Annotated in this window: 19 protein-coding genes; 11 read left to right on the top strand and 8 right to left on the bottom strand. The window is 41.5% G+C overall.

All coding sequences use genetic code 11. The features are described from left to right. Positions 1-91: 91 nt before the first annotated feature. A complete protein-coding gene (gene typA / locus EVU92_RS03275) occupies positions 92-1915 on the bottom strand; it encodes a translational GTPase TypA (protein WP_130049997.1) in 1824 nt (607 codons plus the stop codon). A 507-nt stretch (positions 1916-2422) separates the two neighbouring features. Here typA and glnA point away from each other — a divergent pair. From glnA to EVU92_RS03300, 5 genes are all read left to right on the top strand, one after another. Beyond that, positions 2423-3829 (top strand): glutamate--ammonia ligase, encoded by a 1407-nt coding sequence (gene glnA / locus EVU92_RS03280; RefSeq protein ID WP_130049998.1) that lies wholly within the window; start codon positions 2423-2425, stop codon positions 3827-3829. Between the two features lie 133 nt (positions 3830-3962). Beyond that, entirely contained in the window at positions 3963-4487 is a 525-nt protein-coding gene (locus tag EVU92_RS03285) for a DUF4124 domain-containing protein (RefSeq protein WP_233786779.1), read from the top strand. Positions 4488-4566: 79 nt separating this feature from the next. Beyond that, positions 4567-5637 (top strand): nitrogen regulation protein NR(II), encoded by a 1071-nt coding sequence (gene glnL, locus EVU92_RS03290; protein WP_130050000.1) that lies wholly within the window; start codon positions 4567-4569, stop codon positions 5635-5637. An 18-nt stretch (positions 5638-5655) separates the two neighbouring features. Then, the gene (gene ntrC, locus EVU92_RS03295) at positions 5656-7041 is read left to right on the top strand and encodes a nitrogen regulation protein NR(I) (protein ID WP_130050001.1); all 1386 of its coding nucleotides are present in this window, start codon (positions 5656-5658) and stop codon (positions 7039-7041) included. Between the two features lie 25 nt (positions 7042-7066). Further along, a complete protein-coding gene (locus EVU92_RS03300) occupies positions 7067-7525 on the top strand; it encodes a cyclic nucleotide-binding domain-containing protein (protein WP_130050002.1) in 459 nt (152 codons plus the stop codon). Here EVU92_RS03300 and EVU92_RS03305 read toward each other — a convergent pair. Both EVU92_RS03305 and EVU92_RS03310 read right to left on the bottom strand, forming a co-directional pair. Further along, the gene (locus tag EVU92_RS03305) at positions 7522-8184 is read right to left on the bottom strand and encodes a hypothetical protein (RefSeq protein WP_130050003.1); all 663 of its coding nucleotides are present in this window, start codon (positions 8182-8184) and stop codon (positions 7522-7524) included. The genes EVU92_RS03300 and EVU92_RS03305 overlap by 4 nt on opposite strands. Before the next feature lie 57 nt (positions 8185-8241). After that, positions 8242-8529, bottom strand: coding sequence for a hypothetical protein (locus EVU92_RS03310; RefSeq protein WP_130050004.1), 288 nt, complete (start codon positions 8527-8529; stop codon positions 8242-8244). 235 nt (positions 8530-8764) lie between these two features. Between EVU92_RS03310 and EVU92_RS03315 the strand changes: the two genes are divergently transcribed. The 5 genes from EVU92_RS03315 to EVU92_RS03335 all read left to right on the top strand — a co-directional run bounded on the left by EVU92_RS03315 (position 8765) and on the right by EVU92_RS03335 (position 14001). Next, positions 8765-9139 (top strand): RNA-binding S4 domain-containing protein, encoded by a 375-nt coding sequence (locus tag EVU92_RS03315; RefSeq protein WP_130052215.1) that lies wholly within the window; start codon positions 8765-8767, stop codon positions 9137-9139. Positions 9140-9209: 70 nt separating this feature from the next. Beyond that, on the top strand, positions 9210-9629 hold the full coding sequence (locus EVU92_RS03320; protein WP_130050005.1) for a hypothetical protein: 420 nt from the start codon (positions 9210-9212) through the stop codon (positions 9627-9629). Positions 9630-9848: 219 nt separating this feature from the next. Then, positions 9849-12599 (top strand): aconitate hydratase AcnA, encoded by a 2751-nt coding sequence (acnA, locus tag EVU92_RS03325; protein ID WP_130050006.1) that lies wholly within the window; start codon positions 9849-9851, stop codon positions 12597-12599. 187 nt (positions 12600-12786) lie between these two features. Next, positions 12787-13674 carry a DUF4097 family beta strand repeat-containing protein gene (locus EVU92_RS03330; RefSeq protein WP_130050007.1) on the top strand — a complete coding sequence of 296 codons (888 nt, stop codon included), beginning with the start codon at positions 12787-12789 and terminating at the stop codon, positions 13672-13674. A gap of 81 nt (positions 13675-13755) precedes the next feature. Continuing rightward, a complete protein-coding gene (locus EVU92_RS03335) occupies positions 13756-14001 on the top strand; it encodes a hypothetical protein (protein ID WP_130050008.1) in 246 nt (81 codons plus the stop codon). On the opposite strand, the gene EVU92_RS03340 is transcribed toward EVU92_RS03335, so the two are convergent. The 5 genes from EVU92_RS03340 to EVU92_RS03360 form a co-directional block, all read right to left on the bottom strand. Further along, positions 13998-14540: a DUF4124 domain-containing protein gene (locus tag EVU92_RS03340; RefSeq protein ID WP_130050009.1), complete on the bottom strand. Its 543-nt coding sequence runs from the start codon at positions 14538-14540 to the stop codon at positions 13998-14000. The two genes, EVU92_RS03335 and EVU92_RS03340, sit on opposite strands and share 4 nt — an antisense overlap. A 12-nt stretch (positions 14541-14552) precedes the next feature. Continuing rightward, complete coding sequence (locus EVU92_RS03345) at positions 14553-15278, bottom strand: transporter substrate-binding domain-containing protein (protein ID WP_130050010.1); 726 nt, start codon at positions 15276-15278, stop codon at positions 14553-14555. 101 nt (positions 15279-15379) lie between these two features. After that, positions 15380-16120 carry a phosphoadenylyl-sulfate reductase gene (locus EVU92_RS03350; protein ID WP_130050011.1) on the bottom strand — a complete coding sequence of 247 codons (741 nt, stop codon included), beginning with the start codon at positions 16118-16120 and terminating at the stop codon, positions 15380-15382. Between the two features lie 38 nt (positions 16121-16158). Beyond that, a complete protein-coding gene (cysI, locus tag EVU92_RS03355; RefSeq protein ID WP_130050012.1) occupies positions 16159-17856 on the bottom strand; it encodes an assimilatory sulfite reductase (NADPH) hemoprotein subunit in 1698 nt (565 codons plus the stop codon). A 49-nt stretch (positions 17857-17905) separates the two neighbouring features. After that, a complete protein-coding gene (locus EVU92_RS03360; protein ID WP_130050013.1) occupies positions 17906-19717 on the bottom strand; it encodes an assimilatory sulfite reductase (NADPH) flavoprotein subunit in 1812 nt (603 codons plus the stop codon). Between the two features lie 347 nt (positions 19718-20064). Between EVU92_RS03360 and EVU92_RS03365 the strand changes: the two genes are divergently transcribed. Beyond that, positions 20065-21705 (top strand): endonuclease, encoded by a 1641-nt coding sequence (locus EVU92_RS03365; protein WP_130050014.1) that lies wholly within the window; start codon positions 20065-20067, stop codon positions 21703-21705. Positions 21706-21725 lie beyond the last annotated feature (20 nt).

The raw sequence follows: 21725 nt of genomic DNA on the forward strand, positions 1-21725 counted from the left end.
GACGGCTGACGGCTGACGGCTAATCATACAACAAAAAACCGCCGTATTTTTCAATACGGCGGTTTTAATTTTGAAAAACTAAAAGACCTTATTAGTCTTTAGCTGCACGACTCGCACGTTTACGTTCACTTTCAGTTAAGTGACGTTTACGAATACGGATGCTCTGAGGTGTAACTTCCACTAACTCATCATCATCGATGAATTCAATCGCTTGTTCAAGCGTATAGTTAAGTGGTGGTGTTAACGTTTGTGCTTCATCTGTACCAGATGCACGAACGTTAGTAAGTTGCTTACCTTTAAGTGCGTTTACTGTTAGGTCGTTATCACGGCTGTGGATACCGATAACCATACCTTCGTAAACTTCAACACCGTGACCGATGAATAACTTACCGCGGTCTTGTAAGTTGAATAATGCGTTAGTAAGTGCTTTACCAGTTGCGTTTGCAATCATTACACCATTCTTACGCGCACCGATAGTACCGCCTTTATGTGGACCGTAGTGATCGAATGTGTGGTAAAGAAGGCCAGAACCAGACGTTAATGTCATGAATTCAGTTTGGAAACCAATTAAGCCACGGCTTGGGATCATAAAGTCCATACGTACACGGCCTTTACCATCTGGAGACATGTCTGTTAGTTCACCCTTACGAAGACCAATTTGTTCCATGATAGAACCTTGGTGCTCTTCTTGACAGTCGATTGTAAGTGTTTCGTATGGCTCTTCTTTTTGACCATCAACTTCACGAAGGATTACTTGTGGACGAGAAACCGCAAGCTCGTAACCTTCACGACGCATGTTCTCGATTAAGATACCTAAGTGTAACTCACCACGACCAGAAACACGGAAGCTATCTGGATTGTCAGTTTCTTCAACACGTAGTGCTACGTTGTGTACAAGCTCAGCTTGTAAACGCTCAAGGATGTTACGTGAAGTTACGAATTTACCTTCTTTACCAGCAAATGGTGATGTGTTTACAGAGAACGTCATTGTTACTGTAGGCTCATCAACGCTTAGCGGTGGTAATGCTTCAACGGTATTTACATCACAGATAGTGTCTGAGATTTTCAGCTCACCAAGACCTGTGATAGCAATGATGTCACCCGCGCCTGCAGATTCTGCTTCATGACGCTCAAGGCCTAAGTAGCTCATTACTTGGCCAACTTTACCGTTACGCTTAGTACCGTCTGCACTAACAATTGTTACTTGTTGGTTAGGACGAACAGTACCACGCTTGATACGACCTACACCGATAACACCGATGTATGAGTTGTAGTCAAGCTGAGAAATTTGCATTTGGAAAGCACCTTCAGGATCTGCATCCGGTGGAGATACTTCGTCAACGATCATCTTGAACATTGGTTCCATGTTATCTGATGGCTCGTCTAAATCCATTGTTGCCCAGCCGTTGATCGCTGATGCATAGATTACTTTAAAGTCTAACTGTTCGTCAGTTGCACCTAGGTTATCGAATAAATCGAAAACTTGGTCCATAACCCAGTCAGGACGTGCACCTGGTTTGTCGATTTTGTTGATAACAACAATCGGCGTTAAACCTTGTGCGAATGCTTTTTGCGTTACGAAACGCGTTTGCGGCATTGGACCTTCTTGAGCATCAACAAGTAGTAATACTGAGTCAGCCATCGAAAGTACGCGCTCTACTTCACCACCGAAGTCGGCGTGTCCTGGGGTGTCTACGATATTGATATGGTAGTCGTTCCAAGAAATAGCTGTGTTCTTAGCTAAAATGGTAATACCACGCTCTTTCTCAATGTCGTTTGAGTCCATTACGCGCTCTTCGTTACCGCCGCGCGTTTCTAATGTGCCTGATTGCTCAAGCAGTTTATCAACCAAAGTTGTTTTACCGTGGTCAACGTGGGCGATAATCGCTATATTTCTTAACTTTTCGATGCTCATATTTTTTCTCAGAGAAATTGAATCTCATTGATCCTGCAAGATCTACGCAGTCACCTGCGTTTTCACCAGATGTCCCAGCATAGGATTTAAAAGGGCGCATATTATCCCTTAATAATGGCATGGATGAAAGTTTATCCAATATAAATTTATAAACTTTCTTCAGGCTTTTTATAAGTATCTGTTTTATAAATGACAAATTTATGAAAATTAAAGTGAATCTGAACGTAAAACTGGCGAAAATTTAGTTTTTGAACCATATTTTGGCACTAAATCGTGTTCGTAGCAGAAAAATTGGCACGCGCAATAATTGTGCAAAAATAAGGTTGCACTTTTTATGCACCACAATGAACTTTTTGTGCACCAACTTGGTGCTTGAAGAGTTAACAAAACTGAGCCGTGTTTATTTTTATAAGCCTAAACAATGTGTTAAAAACATGGCACGAAACCAGCTTACAATAGCGAAAAGCAATAATGCAGCAAAAATAAAACCCAACAATTGGAGGACACATGTCACAATCGGTTTTAGATTTTATCAAAGAAAATGACGTTAAGTTCATTGATTTACGCTTTACTGATACCAAAGGTAAAGAACAGCATGTTTCTATTCCTCATCACCAAATTGATGAAGATTTCTTCGAAGACGGCAAAATGTTTGACGGTTCTTCAATTGCTGGTTGGAAAGGTATCAATGAATCAGACATGGTACTTATGCCTGTGCCTGAGTCTGCGAAAATGGACCCGTTTTCTGAAGAAGCTACACTAATCATACGTTGTGACGTAGTTGAGCCTTCAACACTTCAAGGTTACGAGCGTGACCCGCGCTCTGTTGCAAAACGCGCTGAAGAATACATGCGTTCTACAGGTATTGCTGACACTGTGTTATTCGGCCCTGAACCAGAATTCTTCCTATTTGACGATGTTAAGTACAAATCAGACATGTCTGGTTCTATGTATAAAATCGATTCTGTAGAAGCAGCTTGGAACTCAGATAAAGATTACGAAGGTGGCAACATGGGTCACCGTCCAGGTGTTAAAGGCGGTTACTTCCCGTGTTCACCTGTTGATTCATCACAAGACTGGCGTTCAGCAACTTGTTTAGTTCTTGAAGAACTTGGTCAAGTTGTAGAAGCTCACCACCATGAAGTAGCAACTGCAGGTCAAAATGAAATCGCAACGCGCTTCAATACAATGGTATTAAAAGCTGACGAAATCCAAGAGATGAAATATGTTATCCATAACATGGCTCACTTATATGGTAAAACAGCGACTTTCATGCCTAAGCCAATTGTAGGTGATAACGGTTCAGGTATGCACTGTCACCAATCTTTAGGTAAAGATGGTGTAAACATCTTCGCTGGTGACAAATACGCTGGCCTTTCTGAAGAAGCTCTTTACTACATCGGTGGTATCATCAAGCACGCTAAAGCAATCAACGCATTTGCTAACGCGTCTACTAACTCATACAAGCGCCTAGTTCCAGGCTTCGAAGCACCAGTAATGCTTGCATACTCTGCACGTAACCGTTCTGCTTCAATCCGTATTCCAGTGGTACCGTCTGCAAAAGCACGTCGTATCGAAATTCGTTTCCCTGATCCAACAGCAAACCCATACTTAGCATTCTCAGCAATGCTTATGGCGGGCCTTGACGGTATCAAAAACAAGATCCACCCTGGCGATGCAATGGACAAAGACTTGTACGATCTACCTGCTGAAGAAGCTGCTGAGATCCCACAAGTTGCATCTTCTTTATCTGAAGCACTTGCATCACTAGACGCTGACCGTGAGTTCTTAACTCAAGGTGGTGTGTTCACTGATGACCTAATCGATGCTTACATTGCTCTTAAGAGCCAAGAAGTTGAAAAGCTTAACATGACAACTCACCCAGTTGAGTTCGAAATGTACTACAGCGTTTAATTTAACGCTGTATCAGAATTATCTGAAAGATAATAAATGTGTGTTCTCAAGCCCGCTTTGCGGGCTTTTTTAATGGTAATTGAGCGGGTTCTACTCTACAGTTTTATTTAAATAAAAAATGCAGGGTTGCAGGGTGAAAAGCACAACTTTATTAGTATTATTGCTGATTTTTATAAGCTTTTTTGGCTATAGCGCAGCGCAAAAAGTATATTCTTGGAAAGATAAGAACGGCGTTTTAGTATTTTCTGATACACCGCGACCTGGTGCTATCGAAGTAAAAATAAATACCCAAAATTTGACTATGCCAGCTACCGATACCAGTATACTTGATAGGGGCGCGCCAAACACCACACCTATTAAATTTAAAGTCAGTATTTCATCTCCTAAAAACGAAGCCACTGTTCGCGAAAATACCGGCTCTGTATACGTTACTGCGCGAATTAGCCCACGCTTTGAAACAGGGTTTAAAGTACAGCTTTTACTTGACGGTACGCCCCATAGTGAACCTAGTAATAGTACGACCTTTGCACTAAGAGAGGTCAACCGCGGTGAACACACATTACAAGCAAAACTTTATGATGCTAATAATAAACTCGTTTCGGTTAGCCCAATCAGCACCTTTTTCATGCATAGAGCTTCTGTAATTAGTGGAAACTAATATTTCAACTTAACGTCTCGCAACGCAAAAAGAATATGCTAAGCTGCAATAAATCGAAACGCACTAAAATGGTGCAACCATGCTCAGTGATACACACTTTAATTCTGAATTGCTCGACAGTATTTGGAAAAATTTAAGTACTGCCGTTATTCTACTCGACCATGATTTTAAACTGGTTTATGCCAATGATAGCGCCAGTGAGCTTTTAGGTTTAGGCCCGAAGCGAATCATCAATCAACCTTTCGACAACTTATTTAACTACCACTCAATAGACTTAAAGCGCATAGCTCAATATTCATTATTCGATGGTGTCGATTGCCATCAGCATAGAGCTGACGTAGTGTTCGTTGATTCTCGTCATGCAAAATTGACCATTAGTACACGACGTATAAGTCACAACGATAGTCACTATATATTGTTCGAATGCCGTCAAATGGATGATGAAATCCGTCACGATCAAGCCTCTAATCAAATGCATCAATATCAAGCTGCACGAAACTTAATTCGTGGTTTAGCACACGAAATTAAAAATCCTTTAGGTGGAATTCGCGGAGCGGCGCAATTATTGCAGTATGAGGTTGATCAGCAAGAACGAGATCAATGTGCTGAATTAATCATTGAACAAGCCGACCGTTTACGCGAGCTTGTAGACCGTTTACTTGGTCCGAATCAATTGCCACATAAATCTTATGGCAATATTCACCAAGCTTTAGAGTCAGTGATTAAACTGAGCATGTTAGACAACAATGCCAATATCACTTTAGTGAAAGACTATGATCCAAGTATACCAAGCGTATACATCGATCAAAGTAAAATTCAACAAGTGGTACTGAACATTATTCGTAATGCACAACAGGCACTCGTTGATGGTGGTGAGATAAGAATAAAAACCCGCATCAATCATCAACACAGACGCCCTGGTAAAGCACCGAAAAAGACCTTGCTGATACAAATTTCAGATAACGGCCCAGGTATAGACAAGAGTTTACGTGAAACCTTGTTCTACCCAATGATCACCAACAAAGAAAATGGATCAGGGCTTGGTTTATCGATAGCGCAAACCTTGGTTGACCAACATGACGGCCACATTGATTGTGACAGTTGGCCAGGCCATACAGAGTTTAATATCTATTTGCCTTTTACGGATTAATGGTTTTTTGGAGTAGTCATGAAAACAGTCTGGTTAGTTGATGATGATGCCTCAATTCGCTTTGTACTAGAAAAAGCGTTGGCACGTGCAGGATTTGAAACTGAAAGCTATGCAAACGCACAAGATGTGCTTAATGCATTAAAGTTTAGCCAGCCCACGGTATTGGTATCTGATGTGCGTATGCCAGGTATGGATGGTATGGCGTTACTTGAAACCATTGCTGAACAAAACCCGGGCTTACCGGTGATCATCATGACTGCTCACTCTGACTTAGATTCGGCGGTTAATGCATTCCAAAAAGGCGCATTTGAGTACCTTGCCAAACCGTTTGACTTAGATGAAGCTGTAGCGCTGGTAGAAAGTGCATGCCGAGCTAATTCCACGAAAAAAACTAAGCGAAAACAAGCACCACAAACTAATGCACATATAATAGGTGAAGCACCCGCTATGCAGGAGGTGTTTCGCGCGATTGGTAAATTATCAGCATCAAGTATGAGTGTGTTGATTAACGGTGAGTCAGGGACAGGTAAAGAGCTTGTCGCCAGTGCCCTTCATAATCACAGCCCACGCAAAGAAAACCAATTCATCGCCCTGAATATGGCTGCAATTCCTAAAGAGTTAGTAGAGTCAGAGCTATTTGGTCACGAAAAAGGCGCATTTACAGGGGCAGACAGCATCCGTAAAGGCCGCTTCGAGCAAGCAAATGGCGGCACCTTATTTTTAGATGAAATTGGTGACATGCCACTCGACGTACAAACACGTTTATTGCGCGTTTTAGCTGATGGCGAGTTTTATCGTGTTGGTGGTCATCAAAGCATTAAAGTTGATGTACGTATTATTGCTGCTACGCACCAGAATCTAGAAGATTTAGTAAAACAAGGCAAATTTCGTGACGATTTATTTCATCGTTTGAATGTTGTGCGCTTACGCTTACCTGCCCTACGCGAACGTACTGAAGATATTGAACGACTAGCACAACACTTTTTACATAAAAGTGCCAAAGAGCTACAAGTTGAAAGCAAAATATTAAGCCCAAAAGCCACAGAGCAGCTACGCTTGTTTAATTGGCCTGGTAACGTGCGACAACTAGAGAATACTTGCCGCTGGTTAACCGTAATGGCACCGGGTGAGCTTATCAGTGAACAAGATTTACCACCGGAGATTGTTGCTGTCGAGCCTACTGAGCAAGAAGGTGATTGGCTGGATGCATTTCAACAATGGCTTAACCTTGAACTTAAGCAAGGCAAAACAAATATTTGGCCAGCTATTCAAGCTCAACTTGAAACTCGCTTGATTAAAACAGCTCTTGCCAACTGTGCTGGCCACAAGCAAGAAGCCGCAGTAAAGATTGGCTGGGGTCGCAATACATTGACCCGCAAGCTAAAAGAGCGCAATATTAGCTAATTTTAAGCTATACCGATGTGAGTCAATGAATTTAATCGAGCACATTCCACTCATTAAACAAATGGAAATTATTAACAGATTGCCGTTTTTTAGGGAGTTTACTCTCAGTGAGCGACAAGTGTTATTAGAGTCCTTCAGTCATTTATATTTGGTCAAACAGGGCCGCGCAGTTTTCAAACAATATGATACTGATAAACGACTTTATATTGTGCTAAGTGGCTCACTCATGGTGTTCAAACAAAGTCACTTACTTGAACTTGGCACAATCGAGCCCGGTGAGTTTATCGGTGAAGGCGCATTTATTAATAACCGAGAGCACAGCACCAGTGCACGCGCTAGAGTCGATACCATTTTGTTAGCTATCACCCCTGAAGCACTCATCCGCTTACCCAATGTGATCCGCGAGAAAATTAAAGATCGCATAATCGAAGGCATGAGTGAGCGTATTACTAAACTCAGTAATTACCTCGAATCAGGTAGTTAGTCCATATACACCACTTGCAATGAGCAATTCAACCAACTGGGCTTATTAACGCGAGCCGTATAACGATAAGTATCAGATGGTTTTAGACCAAAAGGGGTACTCACTTTTGGCGTTAAATGACTGTATGTTTGCGAGTAATTTTTATAATAAATGACTAAGTAGCCATATAAATAATCCCAATCTAGTGAGACTTTTCTACCGCTTGCAAGGGTAAAGTGTGCCTGCTTGTCATTAAATGTAACAGCAAGATCATTGTACTTGTCTTCAACACATCCAGTGGTGAGTACACGAGTCGGCATAGTAAAACTAGTTGCAGTATTTTTAGCCCTTAAGTAAAAGCCAATATTTCCATGATTGTAAAAGTGATTGGCATCTGTGGTGTACTTAATTTCAGCTTGATAACCCAGCCCCTGCATAATTTCTGCAAGTTGCTCGGTTTCATGAGTCAGAATTTTATCGCTCGATAACATTAAGGTCGCATCAGCAAAGTCTCTTGGAATAGGTAGCTTTGTGTATTCATAAGGTAAGCTTTGCTTATTTAAAGCTTGCTCTAATGTGTGCAGCTGTTGTTCATCAAGTTTTTCAGTGTATACGTACACTGTTGGTTGCTGACAACCTGCCAAAATTAAAAATAGGGCTGCTGAAATTATCCTTTTCATTTTCTTTCTCACTTTGGATTACAACTGTAGTCTAAAGTGAGAAAAACAATAAATCAATTAATTAAGATGTTTTTTCAGCCAACTATTAACACTTTGACGGGTATATAGAATATCTTTAAATAAACGGTGGGTTTGATGCTGGAGCAGTTTTTCTTTATTTGTTTCCCCTGAACTCAGCTGGCTATGATTATCATTAAATCGCAAAATTAACGCAAAACCTTGTTCTGATTTTTCAGGCTGAGACTTAATTGTTTGTGTTAACAAAGCTCGCACATCATCTGCTGCAAGCAATGACGAATCTTGCAAACCCATTAACTCTTTTCTTAGCGCTGATCTTACGCCCATTACAACTTCTCCTGAACGAATAAAAAATGAAACGGACATGCATTTAGCAATTTGTACACCAATTCCAAACGCGCGCAGTGTACCCAGTAAATACTGCAGTTTTTTTACTTTTTGTAAAAATTTAAGATTATTTATTGCTGTAAATTTTAACCGCTTGAAGAGCTTAAAAATTTAATCTTGGTTCAATTGAGTGCTAGGCTTTATAATGGCTGCGATTGAATTAAGAGAGACCAACATGAACGAAGATTTCATCGAAATTGAACTAGAAGAAGAGCCAATAGAACTATGCAACTTGCTAAAAGTGCTCGACCTAGTCGAAACAGGTGGCCAAGCAAAAGCCTTAATTGGTGAAGGTTATGTTGGGGTTAACTATGAAATTTGTACAATAAAGCGGAAAAAATTATACAGTGGTGACGTGCTGGCTTTTGATGGTGAATTGTTCCAACTCACATTAAGTGAAGATGCTACACCGAATCCTCGCCCACCGGAATCTGTTCAAAAAGCACAACCACAAAACAGTGAAGAAGCGCCAAAAAAATCAAAGCGTAAACGTACTAAAAAGCCAAAAGTGGACGAAAAAACCGGCCGCCGCCCTATCTCTTTTGGTTAACTAAATCTTGCTTAGTTAGCATAAATCACCTTTAATTGGATGCGATAATAACAACAATAAAAGGTGATTTATGGCTCCTCCGTCTTGGCTCAAGCCACTTGCTTGGGCAGCATTTGTTTGGAATCTTTTAGGCGTCATTGCATTTGTAATGCAGCTGTTGATAACACCCGAAATGATTAGCCAACTCCCTGAAGCACAACAAGCCGCATACCGCGACATCCCGCTCTGGTCAACGGCTGCCTTTGCAATAGCCGTATTTGCAGCAAGCTTTGCGAGCATCTTATTACTGGCAAAAAAAGCCCTGGCACGCGAGCTATTTTTAATCTCGTTTATCGCCGTATTAGTCCAGCAATATTATAATTTTGTGGTGATAGATAGCCTTGCCATGTTTGGTACTAGCGCATTAGCAATGCCATTCTGCGTGATCGTTATTGGTTTACTATTACTGTTTATTAGCCATAAAGGTAAACAACAAAACTGGCTCAACTAAAAGCACTTATTTCTGAGGGTAGTTTAAAATAACTACCCATTTATCTGTCCCTATCCCTTGAAATAAATCACATCGGCATCAACTATATTAGATAGCATATTTTTTCATCAGCTAGATGAATTTCTCAGCTGGTATTAAGTTTGCAATAACGCTGTGTCAATTTCGAAAAGGAAACAACAAGGCAAGCCAAACTGCTTGCTCAAACCACAGGGGCAAATAATGAATAACAGTTTTGATACCCAAAAGCAGCTTACGATTAATGGTGAGCAATATCATATTCACTCTTTACAAGGGTTAGGCGACAAAGCAAAACGTCTGCCATTCTCATTAAAAATCTTACTTGAAAACCTATTGCGCAATGAAGACGGCGTAAATATTAAAAAGCAAGACATCGATGCCTTATTAAACTGGGACCCACAAGCCAAACCGTCAGCAGAAGTGGCGTTTACGCCTGCTCGTGTTGTAATGCAAGACTTTACGGGTGTTCCAGCCATAGTTGATTTAGCTGCGATGCGTGATGCCATGGAAAAACTTGGTGGCGACCCTGCGAAAATTAACCCGCTATCGCCTGCTGAGCTGGTAATAGACCACTCAGTGCAAGTTGATGGCTATGGTGAAGATGGCTCATTCGACTTAAATGCAAAACTTGAATATGAGCGTAACAAAGAGCGTTACGAATTTTTACGCTGGGGACAAACCGCCTTCGATAATTTGAAAGTCGTGCCACCAGCTACCGGCATCGTACACCAAGTTAATTTAGAATATTTAGCCCGTGTGGTGTTTAACGATAGTAAAAATGGTAAATCACTCGCCTACCCAGATACCCTAGTCGGAACCGATTCGCACACCACCATGATCAATGGTCTTGGGGTACTTGGCTGGGGAGTGGGTGGTATTGAGGCCGAAGCAGCAATGCTTGGTCAACCAATCAGCTTACTCATTCCACAAGTCGTCGGCTTTAAGCTCAATGGTCGCCTGCCAGAAGGTACGACCGCAACAGATCTTGTGCTAACCGTGACAGAAATGCTGCGCAAGCATGGTGTCGTGGGTAAATTTGTTGAGTTTTATGGTGATGGTCTTGCTGATTTACCACTTGCAGACCGTGCAACTATCGCAAACATGGCGCCGGAGTATGGAGCAACCTGCGGTATTTTCCCAATCGATGATGAAACCATTAACTACCTGCGTTTAACAAACCGCGATGACAAACAACTTAAACTCATCGAAGACTATGCGAAGCATCAAGGCTTGTGGCGTAATCCTGGCGATGAAGCTCATTATACCGACACACTTGAGCTATCGCTTGATGATGTAGTGCCGAGCCTTGCCGGCCCAAAACGCCCACAAGATAGAATCGCCCTAGACAAAGCTGGTGATATCATTGGTGAGCACTTAAAAGGCTTCCAAGATGAGCGCATGCAACACCGTGATAAAAGTGATGTTCAAGAGGCTCGCATTGAAGATGAAGGCCCAGCAACCAATCCTGATGAGCCAGTGAACGAAGCGCAATATATGGGTGCAGCTAAAGTTAACTTTAAAGGCGAAGAGTTTGAGCTTAAAGATGGTGCTTGTGTGATTGCAGCAATTACAAGCTGTACAAACACCTCAAACCCAAGTGTTATTTTAGCTGCAGGTTTAGTTGCTAAAAAAGCCAAGCAATTAGGCTTAAAGGTTAAGCCATGGGTAAAAACCTCACTTGCTCCAGGCTCACAAGTCGTGACTGATTACTTGAAAAAAGCCGACTTAATGGATGATTTAGATGCTTTAGGCTTTAATCTTGTTGGTTATGGTTGTACAACCTGTATCGGTAACTCTGGACCTTTAGCTGATGAAATCACTGATGCAATTCAAAAACATAAACTAGTAGTCAGCTCTATTTTATCGGGTAATCGTAACTTTGAAGGCCGTATTCACCAAGATGTGAAAATGAACTTCTTAGCGTCACCACCACTTGTGGTTGCATACGCTATAGCTGGTCGTACAGATATAGACGTTTATAACGAGCCCCTTGCACAAGATCCTAATGGTAATGACATTTACCTAAAAAATATCTGGCCAAGTGTCAGTGAAGTTAGCGAGCTAGTCCGTGAAACAGTAACCAAAGAAATGTTCGCATCAAGCTATAGCAATGTGTATCAAGGCGATGATCGTTGGCAAAAAATTCAAATTCCTGATGGCAAACTTTATGATTGGGATGATGCGTCAACCTATATTAAAAGAGCGCCATTCTTTGATGGCATGGAGATTGAGCCTCCAGGGATCCCAAGCATAAGTGGTGCACGCTGTTTAGCTAAACTAGGTGACTCAGTAACCACTGACCATATTTCACCAGCGGGTGCGATTAAAGCAGATGCCCCAGCAGGTCTTTACTTGCAAGAGCATGGCGTACAAAAAGCACAATTTAACTCATATGGTTCGCGCCGTGGTAATCACGAAGTAATGATGCGCGGCACCTTTGCCAATGTGCGTTTACGTAATCTATTAGCACCGGGTACTGAAGGCGGTGTTACCCGTATACAACCAAACGATGAGCTCGCTAGTATTTATGATGCAGCCATGCAATATCAACAAGATGGCACGCCACTCATTATTTTAGCAGGCGCGGAATATGGCACAGGTTCATCACGAGATTGGGCGGCTAAAGGTTCACTATTACTTGGTGTTAAAGCCGTTATTGCACAAAGTTATGAGCGTATTCACCGTTCTAACCTCATTGGTATGGGTGTATTACCACTGCAATTTAAAGAAGGTGAAAGCTATGAATCACTGGGCCTAACAGGTCAAGAGTCATTCGATTTTGAAGGTTTATACGACAAAACCAATGAAGTAAGCGTAATTGCCACTAACAGTGAAGGCAAACAAATTAGCTTTAGTGTTGATGTGCGTATAGACACCCCTAAAGAATGGGATTACTACAAGCACGGCGGTATTTTACAGTATGTACTGCGTAATATGCTGGCTGAGCAGTAATTGATTTAAGTTAACTAAGGGGCTGAATTTTCAGCCCCTTTTTTTGTTTAAAACACCAATTAATTGCAGTTTAGACCAACACAATTATTTACAAAAAATGAAAAGCACATAAAAATCAGCATGTTAAAATTGGACCATAGTTTGCAAATACTAACCAGATAAAAATCACAATAACTTTGGAATCCATATGACTATTGCCTCATTCAAACGCGCAATTTGCGCGACTGCCATCTCATCAAGTTTATTATTAACTGGCTGTGTTATTCATGTCTCTCCGGGTCAAATCGCAGAACAAAAACAACAAGACTTAAACGTTTCGGCTGCAGATATAAGCGAATTAAAAATTGATGCCGAAGCAGGTTCTCTGATCATCAAAGGCGACCATAACGCCACAGCTATCACTGTGAATGCCAATATCTATGCGGCTAAAGGCGATGAAACCTATACACTAACCCTCGAAAAGCACGGCGACACCGCAGAGCTTATCAGCAAGCTCAATAATGGTAGCTTGTCGTTTTACAGTGGTTCATCACCTCATATTGATTTAATTGTCTCTGTACCTAGCAACCTTAAACTGGATATCGATGATGACTCAGGTGACATCGTTATACGTGCAATGCAAAACGATATCAGCATTGATGATGACTCAGGATCAATTTTGATCGAAGGTGGTCACAATATTAATATTGATGATGACTCGGGCGATATTCGCATTAGCAATGTAAGCGGAAATATCAACATTGAAGATGACTCTGGTTCAATTATGATAGACCAAGGCCAAGGACGTATTGATATTGAAGATGACTCAGGAGATATCCGCATCGAGAACAGCCAAGGTCCAGCACGTATTATTGATGAATCAGGTAGTATCAGCGTTAAAACACTGGCGGGTGCACTTACTATCGAAGACGGATCTGGTGATATAGATGTAAGACAAATCAAAGGACTTGTTATTATGACCGATGGCTCTGGCAGTATTTATGTTGATGACACACTAGGCCTGACAATTATCGAAGCAGGTTCAGGTGATTTAAGTATCGATAACATCAACGGTCCTGTAAAACTGGATAGATAATCAACAATTGCTTGATTTAGAACAATCTATTAAATAACCACAGCACCTACACTTTAATTAAGGCTAAAGTGAGGTGCTTGTATGACTGAACGAAACATCATTCGAATCTTAAAAACCTTCATCATTTTAGGTTTATGCTTAATCGTTTTGGGGCATTCTTTATTAGCCGGCAATTACTTAGGTGATAGCATGGGTGTGCATGGCATAATGATCAGCGCAGCGTGTATTGCTGTTGGTGTGCTATTCTCACTGCCAACAAAAATTTATCTCACTATTTTACTGATGAAAATGGAAAGTGACCTCACCGCACAGAACAAGCAAAGTTAATTGCCACCTTGCTCTTTTAGCTGCTTTTCAAGCTGCTTAGTACGCTGCTCCATGAGCTGTTTTACCTGCTCGGCTTCTTGCATCATCTTTTGTACATTTTTAGGGTCGTATACTCCAAGTGCTGAAGATTTTTCGTCAGCTTTAACTACTGCTGGTTGCTTTTCATCAGCCTGAAAAGTCTCTGCAGGTAGCACCGTTATCTCGTTCGGATCTAAACTTACTGCGGTACTAGCGTAATTTGGGTGAGGTGTATCAGCATAGTGCCACTGACCCTGTTCATCTTGCCATTTATAAACTAAAACAGGTGCATTTACATCTTTGTTAAAGTTCAATTTCTCAGTTAGTTTTTTAGCTTGAATGCTTAAGGTATCGGCACCCTGCGAAGCAAAATCACTCACATCATCGCTAACTTTTTCTGAGTAACGCTCAAACATACTAAGCTCTAGGTAAGGCCTACCGTCTGGCTTTTTAATGTAAAATAGCAGCGCCACACTGGTCAGTAACATCATAACGGCAAGATAACAAAAACGCTTAATCATTCCATTTACCTATTATTGGTAGTTACTCTCAATCTTAGCAAATTCACCAGTTGATTTAAGATTTTTAATAAACTTACTGAATTGCTCACTCATTCGTTTTCCTTTTTCATTATAAGCAAACTGTAGTTGCATCGGCGCTTTGCCAACACTGTAATCACTCACAGTGAATTTGTTAAAAATTTTATTCTTCGATTTATACCACTGTAGAGTATTTTTTGCGATGACGGCAACGCGTTGGTTTTGTTCCATATCAACCAAAGCGTTAAGCATTTCAATCTCAGAATAAAAGTCCTCGCGATGTAGCTCTCCTGAAGCAAACATAGATTCAAACTGCGGGTAGGTATAACCAAACCGAGCCATTAAAACATAGCCATTGAGTTTATCAAGTTTAGGAATATGGCAACCAGATGGCATTACAAGAATATCCTCAACAACGGAAATACTATCACTCCAATAATATTGGTTGTTTCCTCGATACCATTGTTCAGACTCTAAACGAGCGTCGACTTTGCCTTCATCAAGTAAGTGCTGCGAGCGCACCTCTGGTACAAGGATATATTGAATATTATGATTGTATTTTTCAGCAAAACGAATTAATAGCTCATCAACAAGTCCCTTCTGGCCACTATCGGCGAAGTGATAAGGGGGATAATCTGTGTCATACAGCGCAACTTTGAGCATTTCAGCCCGAGTCAATGGCGCAATAATTAACAGTAATAAAGCAACAACACGAGTCATAGATTTCTCTCACAAAATTACGCCTGAGAATTGTATATAAATAATACAAAAAAAGCGCAACCTAGGTCGCGCTTTACGAAAATTCTGATAGGAATTTAGGATTAGATACCATCACCATCAATATGTAAACCACATTCACGGTTTAAACCGAAGAAACGAGTCTCTTCTTCTGTCATTCCAGGCTCAAGTTTACGGGTCGTGTGTACATCCCCCATCGACACATAGCCTTGCTCCCAAAGTGGGTGATACGGCAAATCGTGCTTAGTTAGGTACTGATAAATATCTCGGTTGTTCCACTCAATAAGTGGATACACTTTCACTGTACCTCGGCTAATTTCAACAATCTGCTTATCAGCACGACTTGATGATTGGTCACGGCGTAAACCGCTAAACCACGTACCGGCTTCCAGTTCGTTTAATGCGCGGCTCATTGGCTCAACTTTATTAAGTTGATTGTACTGTTTGATGCCAGCTTCACCTTGCTCCCAAAGTTTACCAAACTTCGCTTCTTGCCACGCAGGACTAAGCTCAGCTTTATAAACTTTAAGATTAAGCGCAAGTCGCTCTGTCATTTGCTCGATGAACTGGTAGGTTTCAGGAAACAAATAACCAGTGTCAGTCAGTACCACTGGAATATCTGGCTGCTGTGATGTCACTAAGTGCAACATCACAGCCGCTTGAATACCAAAACTAGACGACAAAAAGTGCGTGCTTGGTAAGTTTTCAAGTGCCCACGCAACACGCTCCTCAGCGCTTTTATCAGCCAGAAGACCATTAATATCAGCCAGCATGGCTGTTTGGTCTTCTTTGCTCATCGTTAAGATGTCTTTAAATTCACTCATGGTTAATTCCAAACCTTAAAGCGGTGTCGCTTATAAAATTATGCGTGAAAATCGGTTACTGAAACTTTGACTTCAGCAACAATGCCTTTGCGAATTACAAAATCACCAAAACACTCACCGTCATTACGCTCACTTGCCCATTGGCCGATTAGCTTATCGAATGCGTCTAGGTATACCTCTTCGCCAACATTTTCTAAATACAATTTAGGAATACGCGTACCTTCACGGTTACCACCTAAGTACACGTTGTATTTACCCGGACCTTTACCAACAAGACCCGCTTCAGCCAACATTGCTCGGCCACAGCCATTCGGGCAGCCAACAACACGCATAATGATATTGTCATCACTAATGCCGTGCTTAGCTAATAGCGCTTCAGTCTTCTCAATTAAGCTTGGTAAATAACGCTCAGCTTCTGCCATCGCTAATGGACAAGTTGGTAATGCCACACACGCCATTGAATTTTTACGCTGCTCTGTATGACTGTCATCAATTAAGCCATGGTTGCGCGCAATCTCTTCGATCACGGCTTTTTGATCAGCAGGAACACCTGCGATGATCAAGTTTTGGTTTGCCGTCATACGGAAATCACCTTGGTGAATTTCTGCAATTTTACGGCAGCCTGTTTTAAGAGGTTGATTTGGGTAATCTAAAATACGTCCACTTTGGATAAACAGCGTTAAGTGGTGCTTACCATCAATACCTTCAACCCAACCGATACGGTCACCACGGTGAGTAAACTCATACGGGCGGCTCTGCTCGAACTGAACACCGGCACGTTTTTCAACTTCTGCTTTAAATACATCAGAACCTACACGGTCTAGTGTGTACTTAGTTTTCGCATTTTTACGATTTGAGCGGTTACCCCAATCACGCTGTACAGACACAACGTGCTCAGCAATTTTTAGGGTGTGCTCAAGTGGAATAAAGCCAAAGTCATCCGCTTTACGAGGATACGTTGCTGTATCACCGTGAGTCATCGCAAGACCACCACCGACTAACACGTTAAAACCAACTAACTTGCCGTTTTCTGCAATCGCCACGAAGTTTAAGTCGTTAGCATGAACATCCACTTCATTGTTCGGTGGAATTGTTACTGTGGTTTTAAACTTACGCGGTAAGTAAGTTGAACCTAAAATTGGCTCTTCAGTGGTTTCACTCTTTTCACCATCTAACCAAATTTCAGCGTACGCTTTGGTTTTTGGTAATAGGTGTTCAGATATCTTAGCAGCCCATTCGTAAGCTTCTTGGTGAAGCTCAGATTCAACTGGGTTCGTCGTACATAATACGTTTCGGTTTACATCGCCAGCAGTTGCAATTGAGTCAATGCCCACGCTATTAAGCATTTGGTGCATGCCTTTAATGTTTGGCTTAAGCACACCATGGAACTGGAACGTTTGACGCGTCGTTAAACGAATACTGCCATAGCTGGTTTTCTCTTCAGCAAACTTATCAATCGCTAACCATTGCTCTGGTTTGATGATGCCGCCTGGCATACGAGCACGTAACATAACGTTATGTAACGGCTCTAATTTTTGTTTAGCTCGCTCAGGACGAATATCACGGTCATCTTGCTGGTACATGCCGTGGAAACGGATCAGTTGGAAGTTATCAGCAGTGAAACCACCGGTGATCTCGTCTTTTAAATCTTGTTCAATTGTGCCACGTAAAAAGTTACTTTCTCTTTTCAAACGCTCGTTATCAGAAAGCTTTACGTTTTTGTCTTGTTCGCTCATGGTATTTCCTAAATTTGTTACAGTGACGGCTGTTAGCTTTTAAACGTGATTAGTACACGTCTTTCTGATAGCGATTTGCGCTACGTAAATCTTTTAAATATTGCTCTGCTTGTTCGTCATCTTTACCGCTATTTTCTTTAATGATATCAACAAGCGCCTGATGAACATCTTTCGCCATACGGTTTGCATCACCACAGATATAGAAATGAGCACCCGCTTCTAGCCAAGCAAATATTTCTTGGCTGTTTTTGCGAAGTTTATCTTGAACATATACCTTCTCGGCTTGATCGCGACTAAACGCCACATCCACTTTAGTGAGCAAGCCTGATTTCAAGTAACCTTGAATTTCAACTTGGTATAAGAAGTCTTGAGTAAAATGTGGGTTACCAAAGAATAACCAGTTTTTACCGCTTGCTTCGCGGGCATCACGCTCTTGTAAAAACGCACGGAATGGTGCAATACCAGTTCCCGGGCCTACCATGATAATTGGCGTTTCATCATTAGCCGGTAGACGGAAATTATCGTTATGCTCGCTAAATACTTTTACTTTACAGCCTTCTTCAGCACGACGTGCTAAATAGCCAGAACAACCACCTAAGTGTTCGCTACCGAATGCATCAAACTCAACCAGCCCCACAGTTAAGTGAACTTCTTCTTCAACTTCGGCTTGGCTAGATGCAATCGAATATAAACGTGCTTGTAGTTTACGTAAGCAATCTACTAAAGTTTGCGCTTCAAGCTGAGCTGGGTTTTGACGAATAATATCGAAGATTTGGCGAGGTTCGATGTACTCACGCATTGCTGCTTTATCTTCAACTAACTTTAATAATTCAGGGTTGCCAGTTGCTGTTGCGTATTTTTCAACAAAACCTGGATATGACTGGGTTAATTCTAATTTTTCGATTAATGCATCACGAATACTCAGCTCTTCGTCGCCTAATTTAATCGTGCTAGATGCATCGATTTGTGTAAGCGAAAGTACTTCATCTACAAGTGCTTCGTCATTTAAGAAGTAAACACCTAGCGAATCACCCGGTGTATAGGTGATGTCTGAACCTTCTAAAGAAATTTCAACATGACGAACATCTTTGCTTGAGTCACGACCCGTAATTTTTTGCACAACACTTAGTTCTGCAGCAAATGGATTTTGCTTAGTGTACTGACTTGCTGCTGGTGCAGCTGCCCCAAATGGCATAGCTACAACTTGACCACCACTCGTTTGCTGCGCTTTAAGATCTGGCTCGAACGCATCGAGAGCACCATCAATCCACTTCGCAGCTTCATCATCGTAATCAACGTCTAAGTCAGCACGCTGGAAAATAGTTTCTGCGCCAAGCTTGTTAAAACGCTCTTCGAAATCTTTTGCTGTTTGGCAGAAGAACTCGTAGCTTGAATCACCTAAGCCAATCACAGCCACTTTAACACCATCTAGTTTTGGTGCTTTTTTAGTCGTTAAGAATTCATGTAGGCTTTCAGCATCTTCTGGTGGCTCGCCCTCACCATAGGTTGAAACAACAACAGTAATGAACTTTTCTTTTTTCAGGGCAGTTGGTTTGTAATCAGCCATGTTTACTAGCTTAACAGTTAGACCGCGCGACTCTGCTTGCTCTTTTAACTTAGTCGCAACGCCTTTTGCGTTACCCGTTTGAGAGCCGTATAAAATAGTTAACGGTGCAGCATCACTAGCAGCTGGAGCGGCAGCAACACCACCCGTTATTGCACCTGCGTTGGCATTAGCAGCTAAGTAACCACTTACCCACGCTTGCTGAATTGGATTAAGTTCAGCCACTAAGCCTTGCAGCTTTTGTACTTGCTCTTGCGATAGCGGGCTCGCCGCTGCATTTAGTTGACTTAACAACATGAATTTATTCCTCGTAACCCTGAAAAGTTAACTGCGAAATGAACTTGCTACTGTCATTTCGCGAACAATTTTTTCGACTTTAAAGACCAAATAGAAATGCTTTAAAGGTTTATCTGAGCGTGAAGAATAACGAGGTCTGATGCGATTAAAAAAGAATAGAATCTGCTTTTATATTCCATTTAGTTATTAATTTAGCATTTATCCAAAAAAAACATGTTAAAAGCAAAAACTCCTAAATAAGAAACTTTTATTAATTAACATTATTGCAACATAAGCCAATTAGCCTATACTCGCTGTGTTCATTTTGAGAACAGTAAAAACTATTAAAATATAAAAAGGAAACTACAATGTCACACGGGACATGTAATAAATATATGCTAGCCAGTGGCTTACTGTGTCTAGCGAGTTCAGCATTTGCAAATGTTAATAATGCCGACTTCGAAACTTGGTCAGCAAATAGCCCTGCAAGCTGGAGCATCATAGATAGCGGTATTAGTCTTAGCGCTAATAGTAATGTGGTTTACTCAGGTAATTACTCAGCGCAAGTCGTGGTAAATACTGGCACGCAAAGTAATACCGATTTACAACAATTAGTTGATGTTGTGGCGGGCGAAAGTTATGAGTTTTCTGCTTGGGTTTACCATACAGAAGGCGGCGTAAAAGCACGCTTAGTGGTTGATGGCTATCAAGGCTATTCTAATTCAGCATTAACTAATCAGTGGCAACAAGTCAGTTACCAGTATACAGCCTCTGCAACAACGTCTATTAATGTTGGCTTACGCTTTTACGACGTCGCAGGTTTTGATGGCAGCGAAGTAGTTTATGTAGATAACTTGGCACCAAGCACAGGCTCAACCCCACCTCCTATGGGCAGCTGCGCAGATAACCAAGTATCTTTGACCCTCACTACCGATAACTATGGGGAAGAAACCAGCTGGCAAATCACTAATAGCCAAGGTAGTGCAGTGGCAGCAGGCGGCAGCTATGCAGCAAATACTCAGTACAGTGAGCAAGCATGTTTAACTGATGGTGACTATACCTTTACTATTTTTGATAGTTATGGTGATGGCATATGTTGCTCTTACGGTAACGGTAGCTATAGCCTTTCGTCAGGTCAAACAGTACTTGCTAGTGGTGCAAGCTTCCAAAGCTCAGAAGCTACGCCGTTTAGTTTAGGTGATAGCTCAGGCGGCGGTGACGGTGGTGGTACGACACCAACTGAGCCAACTGGATACTATGTTACAACGCAAGGCCTTAGTGGTTATGCACTGAAAACAGAGTTATACAACATCATTAAAGGTCACAACTCGCAGGGCTATTCAGCAATTTGGAGTTTTTACGATGTTGCTTCACGCGATAAGTATTTTGAAAATGACAACTCAATTTTAGACCGTTATTCAGAAAACCCGGCAGGCCAAGACAGCTACAACTATGTTGCTGTGAGCGATCAATGTGGTACATACAACAGCGAAGCAGATTGCTATAACCGTGAGCATTCTTTCCCGAAAAGTTGGTTTGGTGGAACAGTTGAACCAATGAATTCAGACGTACATCACATTTTTGCCACTGATGGTTATGTCAACTCAAAACGTAGTAACTACCCATTTGGTGAAGTAGCTAGTGCAAGCTATACCTCTAGTAACGGCAGCAAATTAGGCAGCGCTGCTAGCTCATTAAATTACTCAGGAACGGTTTTTGAACCTATTGATGAATTTAAAGGTGACTTTGCAAGAGCGTATTTCTATATGGCAACACGCTATGAAAACGTGATTGGCTCATGGCAAAACAACACAACCTACAGTAACGCTGTACTGAATGGTTCATCAAATCAGGTATTTGAGAGCTGGGTCGTTGCTATGTTATTAAAATGGCATAATGAGGATCCTGTTAGCCAATTAGAGCTTGACCGTAACCAAGCTGCTTATGAACATCAAGGTAACCGCAACCCATTTGTGGATCACCCAGAATTTGTAGAAATGATTTGGTAACTTCGTTAAGCCAAGGCGCT

This window comes from Pseudoalteromonas sp. MEBiC 03485 (genome assembly GCF_004195145.1).
GTDB lineage: Bacteria > Pseudomonadota > Gammaproteobacteria > Enterobacterales > Alteromonadaceae > Pseudoalteromonas > Pseudoalteromonas apostichopi.

Excerpts from the sequence above, each read along its gene's own strand:
- typA (WP_130049997.1), bottom strand. The coding sequence starts at position 1,915 with ATGAGCATCGAAAAGTTAAGAAATATAGCGATTATCGCCCACGTTGAC.
- glnA (WP_130049998.1), top strand. The coding sequence starts at position 2,423 with ATGTCACAATCGGTTTTAGATTTTATCAAAGAAAATGACGTTAAGTTC.
- glnL (WP_130050000.1), top strand. The coding sequence starts at position 4,567 with ATGCTCAGTGATACACACTTTAATTCTGAATTGCTCGACAGTATTTGG.
- ntrC (WP_130050001.1), top strand. The coding sequence starts at position 5,656 with ATGAAAACAGTCTGGTTAGTTGATGATGATGCCTCAATTCGCTTTGTA.
- EVU92_RS03300 (WP_130050002.1), top strand. The coding sequence starts at position 7,067 with ATGAATTTAATCGAGCACATTCCACTCATTAAACAAATGGAAATTATT.
- EVU92_RS03305 (WP_130050003.1), bottom strand. The coding sequence starts at position 8,184 with ATGAAAAGGATAATTTCAGCAGCCCTATTTTTAATTTTGGCAGGTTGT.
- EVU92_RS03310 (WP_130050004.1), bottom strand. The coding sequence starts at position 8,529 with ATGGGCGTAAGATCAGCGCTAAGAAAAGAGTTAATGGGTTTGCAAGAT.
- EVU92_RS03315 (WP_130052215.1), top strand. The coding sequence starts at position 8,765 with ATGAACGAAGATTTCATCGAAATTGAACTAGAAGAAGAGCCAATAGAA.
- EVU92_RS03320 (WP_130050005.1), top strand. The coding sequence starts at position 9,210 with ATGGCTCCTCCGTCTTGGCTCAAGCCACTTGCTTGGGCAGCATTTGTT.
- acnA (WP_130050006.1), top strand. The coding sequence starts at position 9,849 with ATGAATAACAGTTTTGATACCCAAAAGCAGCTTACGATTAATGGTGAG.
- EVU92_RS03330 (WP_130050007.1), top strand. The coding sequence starts at position 12,787 with ATGACTATTGCCTCATTCAAACGCGCAATTTGCGCGACTGCCATCTCA.
- EVU92_RS03335 (WP_130050008.1), top strand. The coding sequence starts at position 13,756 with ATGACTGAACGAAACATCATTCGAATCTTAAAAACCTTCATCATTTTA.
- EVU92_RS03340 (WP_130050009.1), bottom strand. The coding sequence starts at position 14,540 with ATGATTAAGCGTTTTTGTTATCTTGCCGTTATGATGTTACTGACCAGT.
- EVU92_RS03345 (WP_130050010.1), bottom strand. The coding sequence starts at position 15,278 with ATGACTCGTGTTGTTGCTTTATTACTGTTAATTATTGCGCCATTGACT.
- EVU92_RS03350 (WP_130050011.1), bottom strand. The coding sequence starts at position 16,120 with ATGAGTGAATTTAAAGACATCTTAACGATGAGCAAAGAAGACCAAACA.
- cysI (WP_130050012.1), bottom strand. The coding sequence starts at position 17,856 with ATGAGCGAACAAGACAAAAACGTAAAGCTTTCTGATAACGAGCGTTTG.
- EVU92_RS03360 (WP_130050013.1), bottom strand. The coding sequence starts at position 19,717 with ATGTTGTTAAGTCAACTAAATGCAGCGGCGAGCCCGCTATCGCAAGAG.
- EVU92_RS03365 (WP_130050014.1), top strand. The coding sequence starts at position 20,065 with ATGTCACACGGGACATGTAATAAATATATGCTAGCCAGTGGCTTACTG.